We start from the raw sequence: 21198 nt of genomic DNA, 5'->3' as shown, positions 1-21198 counted from the left end.
GGGCTCCCGCCTCGGGGCGATGGGCCGGCGGGAGCGCGCTCAGTATATTGATCGGATGCCTGCCCTGCCCCGCCCTCGGCATCAACCGCCCGCAACGGGTGGCTTCTGGTCCTGGCTGACCGGTCTGCCCGGCGCCCCCTGTCGCACCTGCGGGCGGTGGCAAGGTCAGGTGATCTGCCAGGACTGCCTGCCCTTGCTGGCGCCCCATCGGCCGCGTTGCTCCCGTTGCGCCATCACGCTGCCCGCCGCTCACCCGGCGGGCGAGCCTTGCCTGCTGTGCGAAGACTACCCGCCTGCATTCGACCGTGCGGTGGCCGCTGTGGACTACGTCGCCCCATGGAACGGTCTGATTGGTCGGCTCAAGTTTCATGAGGAAGCGGCCCTGGCCGCCGCGCTGGGCAGTTTGCTGGCCGAGCGCGTGGCACCCACGGTGCGCCGCCTGCGACCGACTGAACGGCCGCTGGTGGTGGCCGCGCCGCTGTCGACCTCACGGCTGTGCGAGCGCGGCTACAACCAGGCGGCTCTGCTGGCGCAGCATGTGGCGCGGGCCCTGCGACTGAGCTGCGTGCCGCACGCCCTGCAGAAGACGCGACACACCGACCGGCTGATGGGCCTGTCGGCCGACGAGCGGCGTGCGGCGATCCGGGGCGCCTACGCCGTGCGGGCCGATCTGGCGCCGAAGCTGGAAGGCCGCCATGTGGCGCTGGTTGACGATGTGATGACCACCGGCGCCACGCTGGACGAGCTCACCCGCACGCTGGAGGCCGCCGGGGTGCGCAGCGTGTCGGCCTGGGTGCTGGCGCGCACGCCGGCACCCGACCGCGCCCCGGAGCGCACGCGCTGACCTGCCTGAACGCGCGTCAGGCGTTGGGGTGATCCGCCGTCGGGGCCAGCAGGTCGATCAGGCCGCTGGCACGGCGCGTGGGGCGCTGCGTGGCGGCCGCCAGCAGCCCGGGCTGCGGCGCCATCAGCGTGAAGGCCTCGCGGGCGCGGGTGATACCGGTGTAGACCAGCTCGCGGTTGAGCAGCACCCCCCCGTGCGGCGGCAGCACCAGCACCGTGTGCTCGAACTCGGAACCCTGGCTCTTGTGCACCGTCATGGCAAAGGCCGTTTCGACGTGGGCCAGGCGGCTGACGCCCACCGATCGCAACTGCTCGCCATCCAGAAACCAGACCCGCAGCGCCCCGCCCGGCGTGGCCGGCGGCAGGGTGAGCCCGATGTCGCCGTTGAAGACGCCCAATGACGGATCGTTGCGGGTCACCATGACGGGTCGCCCGACGTACCACTCGCCACGCGGTGTCAGCAGGCCGGCCTGCGCCAGCGCCCGCTCCACGAGGCGGTTGAGGCCGATGGCACCCCAGTCGCCCTCGCGCACGGCGCACAGCAGGCGAAAGCGTTCAAAAGCGCGCAGGGCCGACGCCACCCAGGCTGCATGGGCTTCGGCGCCGGGCTGCGGCCGCGCGGCCACCACCGTCAGGTAATCTCGGTAGCTGGCCACGGCCCCTGGGCGGCCGTGCACCGCCAGAGCGAGCACCTCCGGCGTGGTGGCGTGCTCGTTGGCGTGCACCGCCCCGCCCCCGGCCGACTGCAGCACGGCGCGCACATCGACCGCCTTGCCCGCGTTCACCGCCAACGCCAGTTGCCCGATCGGGCCGCTGAAACGCCGGCTCTGACGCAGCATCACCGTCTGCTGGGCCAGCAGCGGCGGCCGGCGGCCCGCGGTGGTGTGGTAGCGCACCGGCAGCATCAGGCCCGTGGCCTCGGCTGCGTAACGGACGGTGTCCGGGCTGTAGGCCCCGGCCTCCGCATCGCGGCAGAGGTCGCCGAGCACGGCACCGGCTTCGACCGATGCGAGCTGGTCCTTGTCGCCCAGCAACACCAGGCGGGCGGTAGGCGGCAAGGCTTGCAGCAAGGCCGACATCATCTCCAGGTGGATCATCGAGGCCTCGTCGACGATCAGCACGTCCACGTCGAGCGGGCGGGTCGCGTCGTGTTGCATGCGGCGCGTGTCGGGCCGGGCACCCAACAACGCGTGCAGGGTGCGGGCGGCGCCGATGCGCTGTGTGAGGGCAGTCAGATCGAGGTGGCCGTCGAGCGCTTCGGCCAGGCCCTGCAGCGAGGTGTCGATGGACTGCTTGAGCCGCGCTGCGGCCTTGCCAGTAGGGGCGGCCAGGGCCACGCGCAAGCGGTCGGGTTCGGGGTCGAGCGCGAACAGCAGGGCGAGCAGGCGGGCGGCCGTGTAGGTCTTGCCCGTCCCGGGCCCGCCGGTGATGACGGCGAGGCCCGCGCGCACGGCCACGGCACAAGCGAGCCGTTGCCAGTCCGGCTCATCGGATGAGCCTGCGGCCGGTGCGGCGGGAGGGCCGAACAGACGGTCAAGCCAGCGCTGGACGGCCGGCGCTTCCACGGGCCAGGTTCGACTGGCGCGCTCGCGCAGTTGCCGCGCCACCTCGCGTTCGTGATCCCAGTAGCGGCGCAGATAGAGTCGTGGCGCGTGCGCCGGGCCCGCCAGCACGAAGGGCTGCCCCTGGTCGGCCGCTGCGTGGGCCACGCGCACGGCCAGGCTGGCCGACAGGGCTTCGGTCCATTCCGCCACCGTCGCGGGCAGCGTGTCGCGCACGGCCTGGCAGGCCTCGCGTGCCGGAGAGGCCCAGCCGAGCACGGCGGTGGCGTCTTCCACCAGCGGTTGCAACGGCAGGCAGGTGTGGCCACGGCCTTCCATCTGGGCCAGCACGGCCACGGCAAACAGCAGCACGGGCGACGCAGCGGGATCGGTGTCGAGCACGAAGGCCGCCAGGGCGCTGTCGAGGCGGCGCAGCCAGCCTGACTCGCTCCAGGCGCGCAGCGTGGCGAGCAGGTCGGGCGCAGCCATCGGCGGGCCGGCCAGCGCGGGTGCGGGTGCGGCGTCGAAGTCCAGCCCGAACTGGGCCGCATCGTCGTTGGAGCGGGAACGGGGCGGGCTCATGGGGCACGGACCTCGCTGTGAGGGGCTTCGGTGTCGAGCAGGTGATCGAGGGCGGTCATCAGCGCCGGCGTGGCGGGCACCCGGCACACGCCGCGCTCGGGCCCTTCGGTGCCCCGCAGGAAAAGGTAGACCGCACCGCCAAGGTGCTGCGCCGGGTCGTAGGCCTCACCCAGGCGCTCGCGCAGCAGGCGATGCAGGGCCAGCAGATAGATGGCAGCCTGCACGTCATAGCGGTGCGCGAGCATGGCGCCAGCCAGGGCCTCGCGGTGGTAGGCGGCATCCGCGTCGCCCAGGTGGTTGGACTTGTAGTCGAGCACCCAGTAGCGCCCTTCGTGCTCGAACACCAGGTCGGCGAAGCCCATCAGCATGCCGTGCAACTCGCGTTCGGGCAGTTCGGGGCGGGTCAGGCCGGGCAGGATGTGCGCGCGGCACACGGCATCCAGCGACGCGGCAGGCAGCCGTTGCGCCGGCAGCCAGAACTCCATTTCGGGCAGCAGGTGCTGCAGCTCGGCCAGCGCCGCCTCGGGCCCGGGAAGCGGCGTGAGCAGCACGGCCTGCAGCCACGCCACCAGCGCCTCGGCGTGCTCGCCATGGCCGGCGCGGGCGCAGCGCTGGCGCAGGCGTTCGGTCAGCTGCGGCCGGGTGGCCAGCGCGAAGTCTTCGGTGGCCAGCCATTCGAGCTGATCGTGCAGAAAGTTGCCTGCCAGCGCGCCCTTGGTGAAGCGATGGCGAATGGGGCGCTCGCTCGTCGGGGCGATGGCAGGCGGTGTTGCGCCCGGCGCCTCATCGGAGGGCGCCTCGGCGGCGGCTTCGTCGTCGGCCGGGCGGGGCAGGCGATCGCCCGGGGACGGGGCTGTCGGGCTCGCCAGCGCCCGCACCAGCGCCGAGAAGCTGCCCACGCTCCAGCGCCGGTCGAACCATGCGGCGTAGGGGACGCGTTCGGCCAGTGGCGGCGGGACTTCACGCGCCTGCAGCGCCGTGAGCGGGCGGGCTTCATCCAATGCAGCCGGCTGCAGCGCGATGTCGGGCTGTCCCTGGGCCAGCTGTTCCAGCAACGTCTGCCATCCTGCGGGCTCGATCGCCTCCTGCCCGCCGAGGAGATAACCTGTGGCGCTCAGGTGGGTGACGCATTTCGCGCTCTTGCCCTTGGCCTTGAGCGCGGCAAAGCCGAACCACAGCGCATGGCGCGGACGGGTCAGCGCCACATAGAGCAGGCGCAGGTCTTCTCGCAGCCGCTCGCGGTCGGCCAGTTGCTGCACGGTGTCATCCACTTCAAGGTGCAGCGTGCGCTGGCCATCGGCACCGGGCAGGCGCACCACACCCTTGCGGGCCTTCTCGACCGCGCGGTGGGCACAGCCAAAGGGCACGCACACGACCGGATACTCGAGGCCCTTGCTCTTGTGCATGGTGACGATCTTGACGAGGTCGGCGTCGCTTTCGAGGCGAACGACCTGCTCCTCGCTGGTGCTGCCATCTTCGTCGATCTGCTCGGCCAGCCAGTGGATGAGGGCCTGCTCGCCCTCCAGCCGGGTGCTGGCCTGCTGCAGCAGTTCGGCCAGATGCAGCACGTTGGTGAGCCGGCGCTCGCCATCGACTTCAGCGAGGCTGCGCGCAGGCAGATCGAGCACGTGCAGGCTCTGGCGCAGCATGGTGAGCACGCCCTGGGTCTGCCACACGGTCTGCAGGCGACGCAGCTGCTCGCTGCGTGCGTCGAAGGCCTCGTCGCTCGCTGCCAGCCAGCCCAGTTCATCCAGGCTCAGCCCCACGGTGCGCGTGGCCAGGGCCGCACGCACCAGACGGGCATCGAGCGGCTGGGCCACCGCCCGCAGCCAGAACAGCAGGTCGCGGGCCTCCTGGCTGCGGAAGACCGAGTCCTTCTCGGAGAGGTAGACCGAAGCCACATTGCGCAAGCGCAGCTCGCGCCGCACTGCGGCGGCCTCGCGCCCCGTGCGCACCAGCACGGCGATGTCGGCCGGACGCAGGCGCTCGAACCGCTCACCCGCCTGCTCGAAACCCGCTTGCGGGTCGTTGAGCCAGTGCACGATCTGCTCGGCACAGCGGGCGGCAAAGCCCTTCATCACCGAGCGCGCGATGTGGGCCGACTCGGTGGCATGCACGATCTGCAGCGCGGGCACGGGCCCTTCGGCACTGACGAACCGTTCAGCCCGGCCACGGGCGGCCACAGGCACGAAGGGCACGGGGTTGTCGTCGTCTTCGCGGAACAGGAAGGCGCCGGGGCCGGGGCGGTCTTCCGCCCGTGCGAACCAGTGGTTGACGGCGCCCACCAACTCGGCGGTGGAGCGGTGGTTGGTGCCGAGCATGTAATGCCGGCCTTCGGTGGCGCGCCTCGCCTGCAGGTAGGCGTGGATGTCGGCCCCCCGGAATCCGTAGATGGACTGTTTGGGGTCGCCAATGAGCAGCAGCGCGGTCTGCGGGTCGTTGTCGGCGGTGCGGTAGAGCTGATCGAACAGGCGGAACTGGCGCGGCGACGTGTCCTGGAACTCATCGATCAGGGCGACCGGATACTGCGTGAGGATGCGCTGCCGAAGTCGCTCACCATGTGAGCCAGTCAGAGCCTGATCCAGGCGCTCGACCATGTCGGCAAACCCGAACTGCGCGGTCTGGCGCTTCAGGCGCTTCAGGCGGGCGTGCACGGTGGCTGCGGCGTGGAGGCGCGCGGCACCGCCCGGGACGGGCAGGCCCTGCAGATCGGCGAGCATCTGCTCTGCATCGACAAACACGGGCGGCACCTCAATGGGCCCGGCCTTGCTGCCACGCGCGTCGAGCAGCCCTTCGGGTGTCAGACGTCGCGCGCCCGTTCCCAGTTCCTTGAAGTTCAGCTCGAAGGGCTCCGGCGCGTCGGCCCAGTCCTGCAGCAAGGCCATCCACTTGTCGATCGAATCGGCGCGCAGCTTGTTGCCGTTCCAGTCCTTCCGGTGGTCGTTCAACTGGGTGGCGAACCACCCGCGCAGCCACGTGATGCGCTCGGACCAGCCTGCGCGCAGGCGGTTCACCGCATCAGCCCACTGCTGGTGCTCGGTGGCGATCACATGCTGCAGCGTGCCTGCGACACGGTGCGCCTCGGGTGGATCGGCAAGCAGCGCCTTCATGTCCTGCGCGAGATCTTCAACACCGGGCCAGATGCTCAGCACCCGATCCAGCCACTCGCCGCGCAGGGGGTAGACCTGCTGGCGCCAGTAGTCCTGCACCGCTTCGGTCAGCAGACGGGCCTCGTCGGCCACCAGGGTCTCGTCGAACAAATTGCCGCTGTCGAAGGCGTGCTCGCGCAGCATGCGCTGGCACCAGGCGTCGATGGTGTGCACCGCCGCTTCGTCCATGCCTTCGGCGGCCATGGCCAGCCGCCATGCAGCGGCCTGACGGCTCGCGCCCTCGGGGTAGCTGGCCATCAGCTCGCGCAGCAGCGCGTCGTGCGGGGCCGGCTGCAGTTCGCCCCGGAAGCAGCGGGCAGCCTCGATCAGGCGCGCGCGGATGCGGTCGGACAGCTCGCGGGTGGCCGCCCGCGTGAAGGTCATCACGAGGATCTCGCCGGGACGAACCGGACGCGGATGGGCATCCGGGCCGCCGTGGCCGAGCACCAGGCGCAGGTAGAGCGCGGCAATCGTCCAGGTCTTGCCGGTGCCGGCGCTGGCTTCGATGAGGCGGCTGCCCCACAGCGGGAAACGCAGCGCGTCCAGGGTCTGGCTGGTGCTCATGCGGAAGCGTCCTCGGAATGCGGATGCGCGGCGGGCGTGTGGCCGATCGGCTCGGGATGGGCGCGCCACGCAACGTGGTCGCTGGCCCAGTCGGCCAGGCGACGGTACAGGGTCTCGCACACCTCGTCGTAACGCGGGTGGCCGCACAGGGTGTCGTAGTCGGGGAACAGGCGCGCCAGACAGGGGTCCTGCTCGACCTCGCCGCGCCGGAACTTCGCGCCTTCGTACGCTTCCTGGGGCTTGCCGTTGTCGCTGACCTGGGCCAGCCCGGTTTCCAGGGCGGCGGGCAGGGGTGCGCTCAGGCCATCGCGCCACAGATCGATGAGGGCCGCGAGGTCGGCATCGGCCTGCTCGGGCTGCATGGGGTGGATGTGCAGCGTGGCGTCGCTGCCCACGATGCGACCGCCCACCCGCAAACCGCAGGCGGCGGCGGCCAGGCTGCGCACCCACGCGCCCAACAGCTTCTTGATGCGCGGCGGGCCTTCGTCCAGGTCCTCCATCAATCGGCCCGGGTCGAGGGCCAGCCAGGCGCGCTCGACGGGCTCTTGCGGCGGCAGTGCGCCCAGGTCGGCCCCGGCCTCGGGCTCGTCACCCAGGTGGTGAAGCTGGTCCAGCCAGTCGGCGAACAGCATGCCGCGGTGCTCGATTTGCACCCGTTGCCGCGGCGCCGGTTGGGCCCACGCCTTGCGCAGCGTGTACCAGGCGGTCAGCGCGGGCAGCACCTGATCGCGCAGGGCCGAGGCCTGACGTTCGCCCAGGCCGCCCATGGGCAGCCTGCCCGCGCGCTGGATGCGCGCAATCTGTGCGTCGACGCGGGCAGCCAGCAAGGTGGCACCGGCTTCGCCCCGGCCTGCGCCCACTTCCACCACCACATCCTTCAGCAGCGCATCGGCCAGCTGGTGGTTCTCCAGGCCATCGAGTGCAAAGGTCTCTTCGTCTTCACCCAGGTCGGCCAGCTCGTCGAACACCACGTTGAGGCGCTGACGGAAGAAGGTACCCACAGGCCGGCGGACGAAGCTCGTGAGCTGAGCGAGTGTCAACGGTACATGGGGATCGGGCTCGAACGGAGGCAGCGGCGGGATCGCGGTCGCCATTGACGGGATGGGCGATGTCGCTTCGGCCTCATCTGAAAGAGGGGCGTCGCCTGGCCCGTCGGTGCCGGGCACCTCGTCCATCGCCAGCGGCGCATCGTGCGCGGCACGCCACTCGCGCGCGTGGGTGAACAGCAGCGAATCGGCTTCGAAGTACCGGCGGCTGAAAGGCTGCAGAGGGTGCTCGGTCGTGCGGTCGCGCAGCAGCGCGCGGCGGGTCACGGGGTCGGCTTCGTCCTCGGCCAGCCAGCCGGCGGTGAGGTAATCGCGCAGCTGCGACACCAGCACGGAGGGCGGCTGCTCGGTGTTGTCGCGCACGCTGCGACCGGTCCAGCTGACATAGAGCATGCGCCGCGCCGACAGCACGGCCTCGAGCATCAGCTGGCGGTCGTCATCGCGGCGGGAGCGGTCACCCGGCCGCACCTGCCCCGGCAGGCCCATCAGGTCAAAGTCGCTGCGCGGTGCGCGGCGGGGGTAGTCGCCATCGTTCATGCCCAGCAGGCACACCACCTTGAAGGGGATGGCCCGCATGGGCATCAGCGTGCAGAAGGTGACGCCGCCAGCCCGGAAGCGCTTGTTCAACGCGGGGGCATCGAGCGCGGCCAGCCAGGCTTCGCGCATCACGTCGAGCGAAACCGCGTCGGCAAAGCCGGCCTCGTCGCACGCTGTCTGCCAGGTGGAGAGCGCCTCCTCCAGCGCGGTGAGCGTGTGGCGATCGGCTTCGTCGGCGGCGGCAAACACCGCGGCAAGAAGAGCCCGGGCGCGATCGGCCCACACCGCAGGTGACGCATCCTGACGGGCCTCGGCCCACCAGGCCAGCAGGGCATCCAGCAGCGCGGCGAGCGCGCCGGCCAGCTCGGCTTCAAGCCCGCCCACTTCGTCATAGGGTTCGATGCCGGCAAACACCGCTGCATCGTCCTGGCCGACCGAACCGGCCAACCGCCCTGCCCCGCTCGCGTAACCCAGCAGCATGCGCCGCAGGCCGAACCAGGCCGTGTTCTGCTCACCACAAGCGGCGAGGTCCAGCGCTTCACGCTGACCCGCATGCAGCCCCCATCGGATGCCGGACCCGCTCATCCACTGAGCCAGCCGCGGATGCGCTTCGGGGTCGATGCCGAAACGCCGGGCCACGGCTGGCACGTCGATCAGGTCACGCAGCTCGGAGAGCCGGCTGCGCTGCTGAGGCAGGCGCAGCAGCCACTCCAGCGCGGCCACCAGCGGGGAGCTGGCGCGCGTGCTGAGGTCGGCGATGTCGAACGGGATGTAGCGCGGATCGTGCCGGCTGTGCTGACCGAACACCGCGCGAATCGCCGGGGCCGTGACCTCGACATCGGGCACCATCACCACCACATCGCGTGGCTGCACCGGCCGCCCTTCGGCGGCGCTGTCCGCAAACAGCTGCAGCAGCTGGTCATGCAGGACCTCGACTTCGCGTTGGGCACTGTGTGCCACGTGGAAGACGATGGAGCGATCGCCAGCAGGAACGCGCACATCGGGATGTTCGGCCAGCGGCACCAGGTCGCGCACACGCTGCTGAACCTGCTCGAGCAGCGTCGGCTGGTCGGCGTCCTCTTCATCGAACAGGTCGATGCGCGGCAGGCTCATCTGGCGAGCCTGCCGTTCTTCTTCGAACGCATCCAGCTGGCGAACGAAGTCGCGCCCCTGACGCCCCCACGCTGCGAGCAGCGGGTGGGCATGGGCATGCATGGATTCGAGCGGCACGGCGGACAGGTCCACTTCGCCGCGCAGGGGCAGACGCCGCCATGCGCTGCGCAACAGCTCCCGGCCGTCCATGATGTCGGCCCAGTGGTAACGACAGGGGTTGGGCACCGCCAGCATGACCTGACTGTGGCCAGACAGGGCGGCCAGGAGCTCCATGGTGGCCAGCGGCACGTGGGTCATGCCGAACAGCACCACCCGGCGCGCCACCGGCCGGCTCAGCGGCTGGCCCTGTTCCAGCGCGGCCACGACGCGGCCATGGAGTCGCGGGCGGATGCACGCGCGCTCGTGCTCGTCCAGCTCTTGGGTCAGCGTGCGCCACAGCGCGGGCTGCCAGCGCTGGTCGGCCGGCAAGGCGAGATCGGGTCGACCGGGCACGCGCAGGTGGTCACGCCCCTGCTCCCAGTCGTCGAGCCAGTCGGCGCGGTAGACCTGGTACTGGTCGAACAGGTCGGCCAGGCGGGCGGCCAGCTGATAAAGCCGGTCAGGCTCGTTGGGGCGCAGGAAGCCGGCAATCGGCTCGAAGCCTGGCTCACCCAGCAGCATGGGCAGCAAGCGCATCAGCCGCCATGTCAGGCCCGTCTTGTCCAGCGGGATGTGGGCGGAGACCGCGTCGGTACCCAGCACCTGCCGGTAAGTGCGCCACATGAAGCGGCCTGGCAGTTCGACCCGCGTGGCGGCGCACACCCCGGCCCGCTGCGCCAGTGTCATCTTGAGCCACTCGGCCATGCCGTTGCTCTGCACCAGGATGACCTCTTCCTCGAGCGGCGCCAGCGGGTTGCCCGCCAGCCAGGCCAGCACGGTGTCGGCCAACCGCTCGGCACGGTGGCTGTGCAGGGTCAACAGGCCGGGCTGGATCAGGGTCGTCATGGACAGAGTTCGGTGTGACAGCAACAGGATGAATCCGTCAGCAGGCGCCTGCAGAGAGGCGAGCCCGGTCAATGCGGCGCTCCGGCACACCGAGGTCCTGCCAGAGCTCAGGATGGCACGAGAACAGCAGGATCTGATGGCGCTCGGCCGCGTCCAGCAACACCCGCTTCATGGCATCCAGCCGGGCTGGGTCGGTGTGCACGAGGGCATCGTCGAGGATGATGAGCGTGGGGCGGCCGGCCTCTCGCAGCAGGTCGGCATAGGCCAGCCGGCTGATGATGCCCAGCTGCTCGCGTGCGCCGAAACTCAGCGCGTGCACATCGGCGTGTTCTTCGGCACCCGGCTGGCCGCGCGCCAGCAGGCGTGGGTGCAGATGTTCGTCGAGCTCGATCCGGGCCTGCGGGAAGAGCAGCCGCAGGTAGCGCTGCAGGTGCGCCTGCAACGGGGCCTGCAGCCGGGCGGTGAGGGCCTGCCGGTGCACCTGCAGCCGCTGCTGCAACAGGGTCAGGGCCTCGGCGCGCAGCTGGTACTCGGCGAGGCGGCGTTGCACCTGCGTCAGCCGAGCCTGCAGGTCGGCGCGGTGTTCGGCGAGGCCCTGGGTGCCTTCCGCCTGCAAGGTGCTTTCCAGGCGGATCAGCTGCTCGTGGCGCTCGCGGTGGCGCGCCAGGGCCAGATCCGCCGACTGCCGGAAACGGGTCACGTCGCGTTGCAGGGCCTCGGGCTGGGCCGCATCGATGCGCTCGCGTTGCGACGCCACGCGGCGGGCCAGGTCGTCAACCTGGGCCACCACCTCGGCCAGTTGGCGTCGGGCCTGTTCCCGCGCGGCCTGGCGCTGCGGGTCGGCCAGTTCGGCCGCCAGGCGCTGGCATTCGGCCTCGTCGTGGTGCAAGGCCGCCTCGGCGGTGGCCAGGGCTTCTCGCGCCGTCTGCAGGGCCAGCTGGGTCTCCTGTTGCTCGCGCAAGGCCTGCATCTCGGCCGCCTCCGCCTGCCGGCGTTGCTCGGCCAGCACCACGGCATCGGCCTGCGGCTCATCAGCATGACCGGCCTGCTCGATCTGTGCCGCGGGGCTCAGAACGGACAGTTCGGTGGCCAGGGCCTGGGCGCGAAGACGGCCTGCAGCCAGGCGCCCCTCCAGCGCCTCGACACCTTGCGGCGCCAGCAGGCGCAGGGTCTGTTCGGCTTGAGCCAGCTCGGCGGCGTGAGCCACCGCAGCTTGGTTGCGCGCCTGTGCCTCATCGAGCAAACCCGGGCTGCGCTGCTGCAGTTGCCACCGCTCGCACAGGTCGGTAAGCCGGGTCTCATGCTCACGCCGTGTTGCGGCCAGCGAGGCGAGGTCGCGGCCGCCGGGCCGCAGCCGCAGCGTGCCCACCCCCGGCACGTCGATCTCGGTGTCGTCCAACAGCGACCGCACGGCTTCGCCTTCCAGGGCTTCGCCATTGAGGTACACACGCTGGCCCGGCTGCAATCGCACCTCCATGCGCGTGGCCAGGACGCTTTCCTGCACAGCCAGATCGCGGAGGCCGTCGAGCGCAGCGCTCAAGGCCTTGACATCGGCGGGCGGGATGACCACAGGCACGGTCTGCGCACGCAAGGCCTGCAGTCGCGCCGCGTGGTCCCGCGCCTGGTCAAGCAGCGCTTGCTGTTCAGCAGACTGCCGCAGCGCCTCGGTGTGCTGCTGATGCAACTCGTGCCGACGGGCGGCCCGCTGCGCCGCCTGGTGTGCCGCACGGGCGGCGCCAAGCGCCACGTCGGCCTGCTGCGCCCGCAGGCGGGCCGCCTCGACCTGCTCACGGACTTCGGACACGCGCGCGCGGCGCGTCACCAGCTGGGCCACACGCCGCTCCTGGGCTTCCTCGGTGCGACGGTTGGCCTCCAGCTGATCCTGCAACAGCGTCCTGCGCTGGCTCAGTTCCTGAGCCTGTGCTTCGACCCGCATAAGCTCGGCCTGCCAGCTGGCCACGTCCTTCAGCGCGGTTTCCGCCACTTCCTGACGGCGCCGCAGCGCCAGCCAGGGTTGTTCTCTCTCGTCGCGCTGGTGCTCGGCACGCAGCGCAGCCAGTTCATCGACCTGCGCCTGGTAGGTCGTCAGCCGGCCGTCGATCTCGGCGAGGGCCGCGCGCCACTCGGCCTCGTCAGCCTGTGCCTGGCGATAGGCGCCCGCTGGCTTGCCCGTGCCCGGTGTCAGCAGCTCGGCGCGGCGGGCCGCCACGCGTTCCAGCACGGCATCACCCAGGCTGGAAGCCAGTTCGTCGGTCTGCCCGCCAAGGGCGCCCCGAAGGTGATCCGCCGCGTGGGCCACGGAAGCGTGAAGCTCCTGCGCACACCCCTGCTCGATCCACAGCAAACCCGGAATACCCCAGTGATCGGGCTTGCTCGCGCCCTTCAGGGCGAAATCGAAACCCAGCAGGCGCGCCAGATGGTCTTCGGCGTCGGTGCCATCGAGCTTCTGCGCCCCCACGGACAGGTCACAACGCTTGCGATGCACGAAGCGCTTGCTGAGCACGTACGGCACGCCGGCATGCTCGAAGCGCAGGTCGATGGCCGGCGCGGCACCGCTGTCGCCCCACGGCTGCAGGTCCTGCATGGTGGTGGAGCGATGGCGTTCAAAAAAGGCGGCGCGAATCGCGCGCACCAGTGTGCTCTTGCCGGCCTCGTTCGGGCCGGTCAGCAGGTTCAAGCCGGGCGACAACGCGCCCAGCACATAAGGCTCGCGGAACTGGCGCAGCTGTTCGACCCGGAGTTCACGCAGCAGCATGGGAGCCTCCTGCCGGGGTTTCGGGGGCCAGCTCGGCCAGCAGCGCAGTCAGCTGCACCAGGGCCTCACGGGCGACGTCACTGCCCGCCTCGGCGTCATCGCGCAGCTCGGCCACCACCTCGCCCACATAGCCATCGGCATGCAGCGCGGCCAGGTCAGCGTCAGTGGGGCGCAAACGAAGGCCGTGGCGATCGACGCGCAGGCTGCGCAGGCGCGCTTCGGCTTCCGCCAGCGCGGCATCGAGCCGTTGGTGCGCCGCCAGATCCAGTTCGCCTTGCAGGGTGATGTCCAGCACATCGGCCGGGCTCATGGCCTGCAGGCGCTCGACGAGCAGCGCCACATCGCCCGCCTGGTGCAAGCCGGCCTCCCACTGCTGCCAGCGCAGCTGCCCCACCGAGAGCGGCGTCACAACGGGGCGCTCACCCGGACCATCGATCTGCACGCGCAGGGCCAGACCGGCCTCGTTGTTGCGGAAGCGATCGGGCTCGGGGGTCCCGCTGTACCAGGTGCGGGCGTCGATCTGGCGGGCGCCATGCCAGTCTCCCAGCGCCAGGTAATCGAGCCGGGCGCGGGTGGCCCGGTCTGGTGCGATCGGGTTGGCCGAGTCGATGTCTTCGGCCAGGATGCCCGTGATGCTGCCGTGAGCCAGGCCCACACGCAGCAGGCCGGGCGGCGTGTCGACGGTGTCGAACCAGGTGGTCAGGTCGTTGTGCGTGTGGCGCTGCGTGAGCGGCGCGGGGAGCAACGCCAGCCCGGCTTCGGGCAGGAGCAGCACCTCGGGCTTGAGCGCCAGGTGCACATTCGGTGGCACGACGCCCAGGCGCTGTGCGCGCGACCACACACTTTCAGCGAGGGCGGCGTCGTGGTTGCCGGGCAGCAGCACCCAGGGGCCCGCCCAGCCCGCCATGGCCTGAAACAGCTGGCGCACGGTCTTGTCGGACACCGTCTGTGCGTCGAACACATCACCGGCCACCAGCACGGCCTGCGCGCCCTCGGTGGCGGCCAACTGCGCCAGGCGGTGGACGGCCTCCAGGCGTGCCGCAGCCATGGGCACGGCATTGTCGGGTTCGAAGGCGGGGTACTGGCGGCCGATCTGCCAGTCGGCCGTGTGCAGAAAGATGGGCATGGGCCGAGTCTGCCAAGCGCCAGGCTCAGGGCATGAGCCCGCCACAGCGCCTTGGCAAGAAAACGACAATCATGCCATGCGGCTCAGAGCCTCGGGCGTCGCTCAGCCCAGGGCCGCGCCTGCTCCAGTTGGGCGGCCAGCCGCAACAACAGCCCTTCCGCATCGAGCGGCCCGGTGAACTGGACGCCCAGCGGCAACCCCTCGGGCGTCCAGTACAGGGGCACCGACATCGCCGGGCGCCCCGTCACATTGGCCAGCTGCGTGTAGGGCGTCCACGCCAGGTTCTTCAATACGGTGTCATTGAAGAAGCGTGTGCGGCGGATCAGCCCGAACAGACCCAGCGCCGAAAGCAGCCGGTTCACCAGATGCAGGGCAGGCGGCGTGGACATGGCCCCGATCGGGACCGGCGGTCCATTGAGCGTGGGCGACAGCCACAGGTCGAACCGCGCGTAGAACGCCGTCAGGGCCCGGGTATGCTCGTGCCAACGGCCCATGCATGCGAGGAATTCGGATGCCGAAATGGTGCGGCCCACGTCGGCCATCACGCGGCTGTCGGGCTCCACATCCCGGTCGCGCAGGCCTTCGACACGGCCCAGTTCCTCCAGCAGCATGGCCTGCACGCAGAACCAGCCCTGCATGAAGTCGGCCATCAGCGCGGGGCCGTCGAACGGCAGGGGCACGGCCTCGACGTGGTGCCCCAGGTCGGCCAACAGGCGGGCAGCATCTTCGACCGCGGCCACAGCCTGAGGGTCGACCGGCGTGCCGGTGGGGGTGTCGGTCGTGAAGCCGATGCGCAGCGGCCCGGGCGGCCGCGACAGTTGGGCCAGATAAGACGCGTCCGGCGGTGGCATCCAGTACGGTGCGTGGGGCTCGGGCCCCTGCAGGACATCGAGCATGGCGGCCGTGTCGCGCACCGAACGGGAGACCACGCCCTGAACCGCGGCACCGAACAGCCCCTCGCTGGCCATCGGCCCCATCGAGATCCTCCCCCGCCCGGCCTTCAAGCCGAACAGACCCGTACAGGCTGCGGGGATGCGGATGGAGCCCCCGCCGTCGTTGGCGCCCGCCACCGGCACGATGCCGGCCGCCACCGCCGCTGCGGAGCCACCCGACGAGCCACCGGGGGTATGGTCCGGGTTCCAGGGGTTGCGTGCGGGGCCGTAGGCCAGCGGCTCGGTCACGTTGCGCGCGCCGAATTCGGGCACGTTGGTGGCCCCGAAGATCACCAGGCCCGCATCCAGCCAACGGCGCACAACGTCGCTCGTTTCGGTCGCCGGATGGTGGTGATGCCGGCTGCTGCCCCACCCCGCAGGCGCGCCAGCCCATTCCTGAAACAGGTCCTTGATGAGAAACGGGACACCGGCAAAGGGCCGGGCCGGATCGAAAGGCTGCTGCAGGCGCACCCGCGCCCGGTCGTCGAAGCGCCGCACGATGGCATTGAGCGTTCCGTTCGTGGCCTCGGCCCGCGCCAACGCCGCATCGAGCAGTTCGGACGGGTGAACCTCGCCGCGGCGGACCAGGTCGGCCAGACCCAGGGCATCGTATCGGGCGTAGTCAGCAAAGTGCATGGGCATGGGTGCCGGCAAGGCCGCAGTGTGGCAGACGGCACATGGTAGGACCGATGCAAGGCTCACACTGGCGCCCCTCGTCAAACTGTCACAGACGCTTCGCAAAATGAGCCGCTCTGACGAAGTCTGTCAGGAGGCAACACTTGGAACTCGGCATTCCCTACGCCAAGACGGAAGCCGCGCGGGCCCTCCTTCGCGCTCGCGACGCGACGCTGACGCCGCCCTTGCGGGCCCTGCTCATCATGATCGATGGCAAGAAGCCGGTGACGGACTTGCTGCCCGCCATCAAGGCCCTGTCGCTGAAGGCCGAGGACGTGCACGGCCTGCTGTCACGCGGGCTGATCGAGCCCTGCCCGCCGCCTCGGGCTGTGCGCCCTGAGCCAGAGGCGTCCGCCTCGCCCGCGCGCAGCCTGGCCGCCGCGAAGTTCTATGCGCTGGGCCAGTTGACGCTCATCCTCGGGCACGGTGACGCGATGCTGCGGCACGCGGCACGTGAGGTGGTCGACCATCCCAGTCTGATGGCATGGCTGGCCGCGTGCGAACAGGAAGTGGCCGCCTTTGCCGGCGACGCCCGTGCAGCCCGGTTCGCGGCGCTCGTGCGGGAGCTGCTGCCGGCCCCCACGGCCGAGCCGGCCGCGTTCGGTTGAAGGCTCAACCCGAGGCCGCCGGAAGCACCCGGGCTCGACGGCCCAGCCAACGCTTGCCCCACGCAATGCCGGGCTGCTCGACGTACCGGTGCAGCAGCATGCACAGCCCCAGCGAGACACCCCCCGCCAGCACCGCACAGATCGCAAAGCGGCTCCACGCTGGCAAGGTCAGGTAACCAGCGATCGACACCAGGGTGCCTGCGACCGGCAGCAGCACCAGCAGGTGCACCAGGTAGAAGCTGTAGGCATAGTCGCCAGCACGCCGGCCCGGCGCGGAAGACAGCCACCGACGGATCGGTGTCAGCAGCGGCCATCGGTCTGATCCCGCCACCAGCACGCCAAAACCGCCGGCCACGAGCGCAAACGCCAGCCCGTGTACGTCGGGATGCCGCGCCATTTCGACGCCACACACCACCGCCACCATCCACCAGGGGCCAAGACCGCTGCCAGGCAGCCGAGCCCGGGCCAGTGCCATACCGAGCAGGAACACATGCAGCTTCATGGGCAGGAAGGCGGGCATGGGAAAGCGCGACGCATAGCCCCACAGCAGCCCCCACACACCCAGCCCCGCACCCAGCACCAGCAGATGGCGACGTAAGCTGAAGGTCCGCCCCAGTGCCAGCATCAGGACGGGGAAGACCGCATAGAACTGCATCTCCAACCCGATCGACCAGTCCGGCAGGGGCGTGCGGAAGGCATAGTCGGGCCGCAGCCCGAACACAAAGGTGACGTGGTGGAGCACGTTGGCGAGCGACGCGTCACCGTAGCGGTCTCTGGACGTCATGGTGTCCGGGAACGGGCCTGCAATCGCCTCGCGGTAGTGCCCCAGCAACGGGCCACATGCCAGGGCGACCGCCAGCAACAGGTAATAGGCCGGTGCGATGCGGAAAAAGCGGCGCCCCCAGAACGTGCGCCAGGTCGCCGCGTTTTCCCACGGTTCACGCCCCTGGCGGGTCAGGGCGTTGTGGGCCATCAGGAAGCCCGAGATCATCATGAAGAGATCGACGGCCAGATCCCCCCAGGCGAGCACCGGCACGGCCCGCATGCCGCAGAGGATCTGCACATGCGAGAGGAAGACCCAGAAGGCAGCCAGGCCGCGCAGCCCGTCGAGGGCGCCGACATGGTGAGTCGCGGAAGTCGGGAGCGGGGCGGCGAGCATGCGGCGCATCGTAGAGCGCGCGTCTGGCGCAGGCAGCGCCTGCATGGCCAGGTGTCGCGAAGCGAGCGGCTTCTTACAGGCGAGACACGCAACCGCCGATTTGGTCACGAGCCGGTTCGCGTGCCGGAAAGAAAAAAGCCCCGCAGTCATTGACGTGCGAGGCTTTGATCTGGTGGGCGGTGCAGGGTTCGAACCTGCGACCCCTGCCGTGTGAAGGCAGTGCTCTACCGCTGAGCTAACCGCCCGAAACTGGTTCGGGACTGTGGTCCACCTTGCTGACTGCTTTGCGTTGTTTGCTGCAGCGATCAGCGAAGACCTAGACTATAGCACAGCTTCCAAAGATTTCCATATCGTTTTGCCGCCACTCGCTTTGTCGATATCTTGCAACGCTTTCTCGAAGGCCGCGGCTTCTTCGTCGCTCGGGCCGACCACCGGCAGCGTGAAGGCACTGAAGTCGACTGCCGCGACGTCCGACACACCGCCCTCCCCGCCATCGGCGCCATCGCTGTCGATCAGCAAGGCATCCTGCCCGCGGGTCATGTTGATGTAGACCTCGGCCAGCAGCTCGGCGTCCATCAATGCGCCGTGCAGCGTGCGGTGCGAGTTGTCCACCTCCAGGCGGCGGCACAGTGCGTCCAGGTTGTTGGACTTGCCCGGGAACATCTCGCGGGCCATCAGCAGCGTGTCGATCACGCCCGAGATGTGCTCGCGGAACTTGCCCTTGCCGCAGCGCGACAGCTCGGCATCCAGGAAGCCGACGTCGAACGCCGCGTTGTGGATGATGACCTCGGCCCCGCGGCAGTAGTCGAGGATCTCTTCGACCAGCGCGGCGAAGGTCGGCTTGTCAGAGAGGAACTCGTCCGTCAGGCCGTGAACCCGCACCGCGTCTTCGCTGTTGGGGCGCTCGGGGTTGATGTAGAAGTGCAGGTGTCGGCCGGTGAGGCGCCGGTTGACCATCTCCACGCAGCCGATTTCAACGATGCGGTCGCCCGTGTCCGGGCTCAGGCCCGTGGTTTCAGTGTCGAGAAAGATCTGGCGGGACATGGATACGGCAGCAATGAAAAAGGCGGCTGCCAAATGTAGCAGCCGCTCTGACCTCGTCGCAGGGTCACGCCCCCTAGAGCGACGACTGAACCCGTGGACGGGACCCCTTCGTCGACTCAGGTTCCGAGCAGGCAGGTATAGCCGTTGAACTGCTGATGGGCCTGCACCGACACGTCGGAGGTGACGTCGGCCACCGCCGTCAGACTGCCTTGCTCATCACCGCACGACAGCGTGCCGTCCCGTCGCTGCTTCGGCGCCTTCGCTCTGCCGAGCGAGTTCACGCCGACAAAGGGTTGCCACTGGTAGCCGCTGAGCGTGAGGTCCGTGCCGACGTGGATGTGGTCGGCCTGCAATGCGCTGGACAGCACAAACCCCTTGCTGTCAAAGGTGTAGCCGCCGCCCAGTTCGTACATGCCGCTGCGGTGCCCACCCACCAGGCGCAAGCGCAGCTTGTCGAACGCAATCTTGCTGCTGCTGAACGGGAAGGTGGCTTCCAGGCGCGCTCCGGCCACCTTGTGGCTGGCGTTGGTGCGCAGCGCGCGGACTCCGACCACAAGCTCCGGACCGCCGCCAAACGCCCAGTTGATGCCGGCGAACGCCTGGGTGGTGTCGCGGTCACGGGAACCGGTCGTGGTGGTGCCCGTGACAGTGGGCACAAAGCAGTACACGCCGGGGCCACACAGCGAACCCTCTCCAGCACGGGCGGGTGCAGCAGCAAGCCCGAAAGCCGCCGCAGCGACGGCCAGGATGGACAGAAGAGGAGAACGAGACGTCATGAGGAACCTCCTGATGCAGGGCACCCCAGCCGCCTTGCCTTGATTCTGATGTCGTCAGGGCCGCGACACTGGGGGCGCCGCGTCCCGCGTGGCCTCCGTGCGCTCATGCTGAAGAAAGCGGTCGACCGATCTCAAGGCCAGCGCCTGGATGGTCAGTGACGGCGACTCTCCTCCACCGGAGCTCGGGAACACACTGCCATCACAAATTAGCAAGTTGCCCCACTCGTGAACTTGACCACGGTCATTTGTCACGCTGTCTGACGCCATCTGTCCCATGCGGCAAGTGCCGAAGACGTGCGTGGAGGCGAAATCGTCGTAACTGCCGTACTCCATGCGCAGCGGCCCGCATCCGGACTGCTTCAGCACCTCGCGGCAGGTCTGCGCCATGAAGCGCAGGCGCCGACAGGCCATCTCGTCCACAAAGCTGTGGATGCGGGCGAGCGGCCGGCCCTGCTCGTCACGCGCCTGTGGGTCGAGGTCGACATAGGACTTCGGGTGCGGCAGGCTCTCGCCGATCGCCCCGACCGCCAGGGCATGGCCCACGGTGCGGCGCAAGCGCTGCTTGTGGGCGGCGCCCCAGCCGTCAACCAGCAACGTGGCGTACTTGATGGGCCCGGCCAGCTCGGCATCGAGCGTGGCGGCGTGGAAGCGCGCGCCGCCAATCACGCCCGGGATGGCGTCGGGCGCGTTGAAGTCCCAGCAGATCGCGTCGGCAGGCAGGCCCGCATGGCTGGCCTGGGGCTCGGGGTGCAGCGCGATGGACGTCCAGTGAAGGGTTTCGAGGAAGTGGCGCCCGACCTGGCCGTGTGCATTGCCGATGCCCTCGGGAGCCGTGGCTGAACGGTTGGTGAGCAGCAGACGGGGCGTTTCGATGGCGCCCGCAGCCAGCACGACCAGGCCCGCGCGCTCGGTGCGCTCACGACCGCGCTCGTCGATGTAGCGCACGCCTTCGACGACGCGGCGTGCGCCGTGCAGCAAAGTCAGGGCGGTGGCACGGGCGCGCACCTCGCATCGGCCGGACGCCAGCGCGTGCCGGATGAACGTCTGGTCGACCGAACCCTTGTCGCGCCGCGGGCAGCCCCGCGTGCAACCGCCACAGTGGTTGCAGGGCGGGCGGCCATCGTAGGGCTGCGACAGCGTGGCGCGGGGGTTGACATGCCACTGCTGGCCCAGCTGGCGCCCGGCTTCCACCAGGGTGTGCGAGCCACGCGACAGGGGATGCGCTGGCAGCGGATACGGGGCGCTGCGCCAGCGGGCACCCGTTGCCTGCGGACCGGCCACCCCCACCAGGCGTTCGGCGTCGACGTAGAACGGCTCGAGCTCGGCATAACCGAAAGGCCAGTCCGCGCCGACGCCGTGCTGGCTTTTCAGGGCCATGGCGGCGGGGTGCAGCCGGTGGGCCTCGCCCACATAGTGCAGGGTGCTACCGCCCACGCCACGCACGTGGCTGTAGCCGGTGCGCACAGCCCGTTGGCCGGTCTGCACCAGCGGGCCCGTGTCGTGATGCCAGCTGCGCAAATCATCCCAGGCAGGGTCGAGGGCCTGCATCTCGCCGTAGCGGTGGTGCCCCTGGCTGCCCGGCTTCCTGGGAAAGGCGTGCGTTTCCCAATCCGGCCGGTGCAGCGCGTAATCGCGGTCCGGATCGAACCAGGGGCCAGCCTCCAGCACCAGCACGCGCGCGCCACGCTGCGTGAGGCGCCAGGCCGCCGCAGCGCCGCCGGCGCCCGCACCGATCACGATGGCATCGAAAGCGCCTCGCACGGC

At 70.0% G+C, this 21198-nt stretch carries 12 protein-coding genes and 1 tRNA gene; 2 read left to right on the top strand and 11 right to left on the bottom strand.

Annotation, left to right across the window (positions count from 1 at the left end):
• Positions 1-55 precede the first annotated feature (55 nt).
• Positions 56-844, top strand: a complete 789-nt coding sequence (locus DEH84_RS04575) for a ComF family protein (protein ID WP_159098861.1) — start codon at positions 56-58, stop codon at positions 842-844.
• Positions 845-860: 16 nt separating this feature from the next.
• On the opposite strand, the gene recD is transcribed toward DEH84_RS04575, so the two are convergent.
• From recD to DEH84_RS04545, 6 genes are all read right to left on the bottom strand, one after another.
• Positions 861-2966, bottom strand: coding sequence for an exodeoxyribonuclease V subunit alpha (gene recD / locus DEH84_RS04570; protein WP_109035176.1), 2106 nt, complete (start codon positions 2964-2966; stop codon positions 861-863).
• Positions 2963-6679: an exodeoxyribonuclease V subunit beta gene (gene recB / locus DEH84_RS04565; RefSeq protein WP_109035174.1), complete on the bottom strand. Its 3717-nt coding sequence runs from the start codon at positions 6677-6679 to the stop codon at positions 2963-2965. Before recB ends, recD begins: the two co-directional genes overlap by 4 nt.
• A complete protein-coding gene (recC, locus tag DEH84_RS04560) occupies positions 6676-10359 on the bottom strand; it encodes an exodeoxyribonuclease V subunit gamma (protein ID WP_109035172.1) in 3684 nt (1227 codons plus the stop codon). Before recC ends, recB begins: the two co-directional genes overlap by 4 nt.
• Before the next feature lie 37 nt (positions 10360-10396).
• The gene (locus DEH84_RS19610; protein ID WP_109035170.1) at positions 10397-13114 is read right to left on the bottom strand and encodes an AAA family ATPase; all 2718 of its coding nucleotides are present in this window, start codon (positions 13112-13114) and stop codon (positions 10397-10399) included.
• Positions 13101-14240: a metallophosphoesterase family protein gene (locus DEH84_RS04550; RefSeq protein ID WP_109035168.1), complete on the bottom strand. Its 1140-nt coding sequence runs from the start codon at positions 14238-14240 to the stop codon at positions 13101-13103. Before DEH84_RS04550 ends, DEH84_RS19610 begins: the two co-directional genes overlap by 14 nt.
• Before the next feature lie 83 nt (positions 14241-14323).
• The gene (locus DEH84_RS04545) at positions 14324-15808 is read right to left on the bottom strand and encodes an amidase (RefSeq protein WP_109038218.1); all 1485 of its coding nucleotides are present in this window, start codon (positions 15806-15808) and stop codon (positions 14324-14326) included.
• 143 nt (positions 15809-15951) lie between these two features.
• On the opposite strand from DEH84_RS04545, the gene DEH84_RS04540 reads away from it, so the two are divergent.
• Positions 15952-16455, top strand: coding sequence for a hypothetical protein (locus tag DEH84_RS04540; RefSeq protein WP_109035166.1), 504 nt, complete (start codon positions 15952-15954; stop codon positions 16453-16455).
• Between the two features lie 4 nt (positions 16456-16459).
• Here DEH84_RS04540 and DEH84_RS04535 read toward each other — a convergent pair whose 3' ends face one another.
• From DEH84_RS04535 to DEH84_RS04515, 5 genes are all read right to left on the bottom strand, one after another.
• On the bottom strand, positions 16460-17614 hold the full coding sequence (locus DEH84_RS04535; RefSeq protein WP_159098860.1) for an acyltransferase family protein: 1155 nt from the start codon (positions 17612-17614) through the stop codon (positions 16460-16462).
• Positions 17615-17784: 170 nt separating this feature from the next.
• Positions 17785-17859 (bottom strand) — tRNA-Val (locus tag DEH84_RS04530).
• A gap of 76 nt (positions 17860-17935) precedes the next feature.
• Positions 17936-18658 (bottom strand): DNA polymerase III subunit epsilon, encoded by a 723-nt coding sequence (dnaQ, locus tag DEH84_RS04525; RefSeq protein WP_109035162.1) that lies wholly within the window; start codon positions 18656-18658, stop codon positions 17936-17938.
• A gap of 116 nt (positions 18659-18774) precedes the next feature.
• Positions 18775-19434, bottom strand: coding sequence for a hypothetical protein (locus DEH84_RS04520; protein WP_159098859.1), 660 nt, complete (start codon positions 19432-19434; stop codon positions 18775-18777).
• 54 nt (positions 19435-19488) lie between these two features.
• Positions 19489-21195 carry a GMC family oxidoreductase gene (locus DEH84_RS04515; protein ID WP_109035157.1) on the bottom strand — a complete coding sequence of 569 codons (1707 nt, stop codon included), beginning with the start codon at positions 21193-21195 and terminating at the stop codon, positions 19489-19491.
• Positions 21196-21198: the final 3 nt, after the last annotated feature.

Source organism: Aquabacterium olei (assembly GCF_003100395.1).
In the GTDB taxonomy this organism is placed as follows: Bacteria; Pseudomonadota; Gammaproteobacteria; order Burkholderiales; family Burkholderiaceae_C; genus Aquabacterium; species Aquabacterium olei.
Note: the sequence above shows the minus strand (reverse complement) of the source record. Positions and strands in the feature narration are given on the sequence as shown.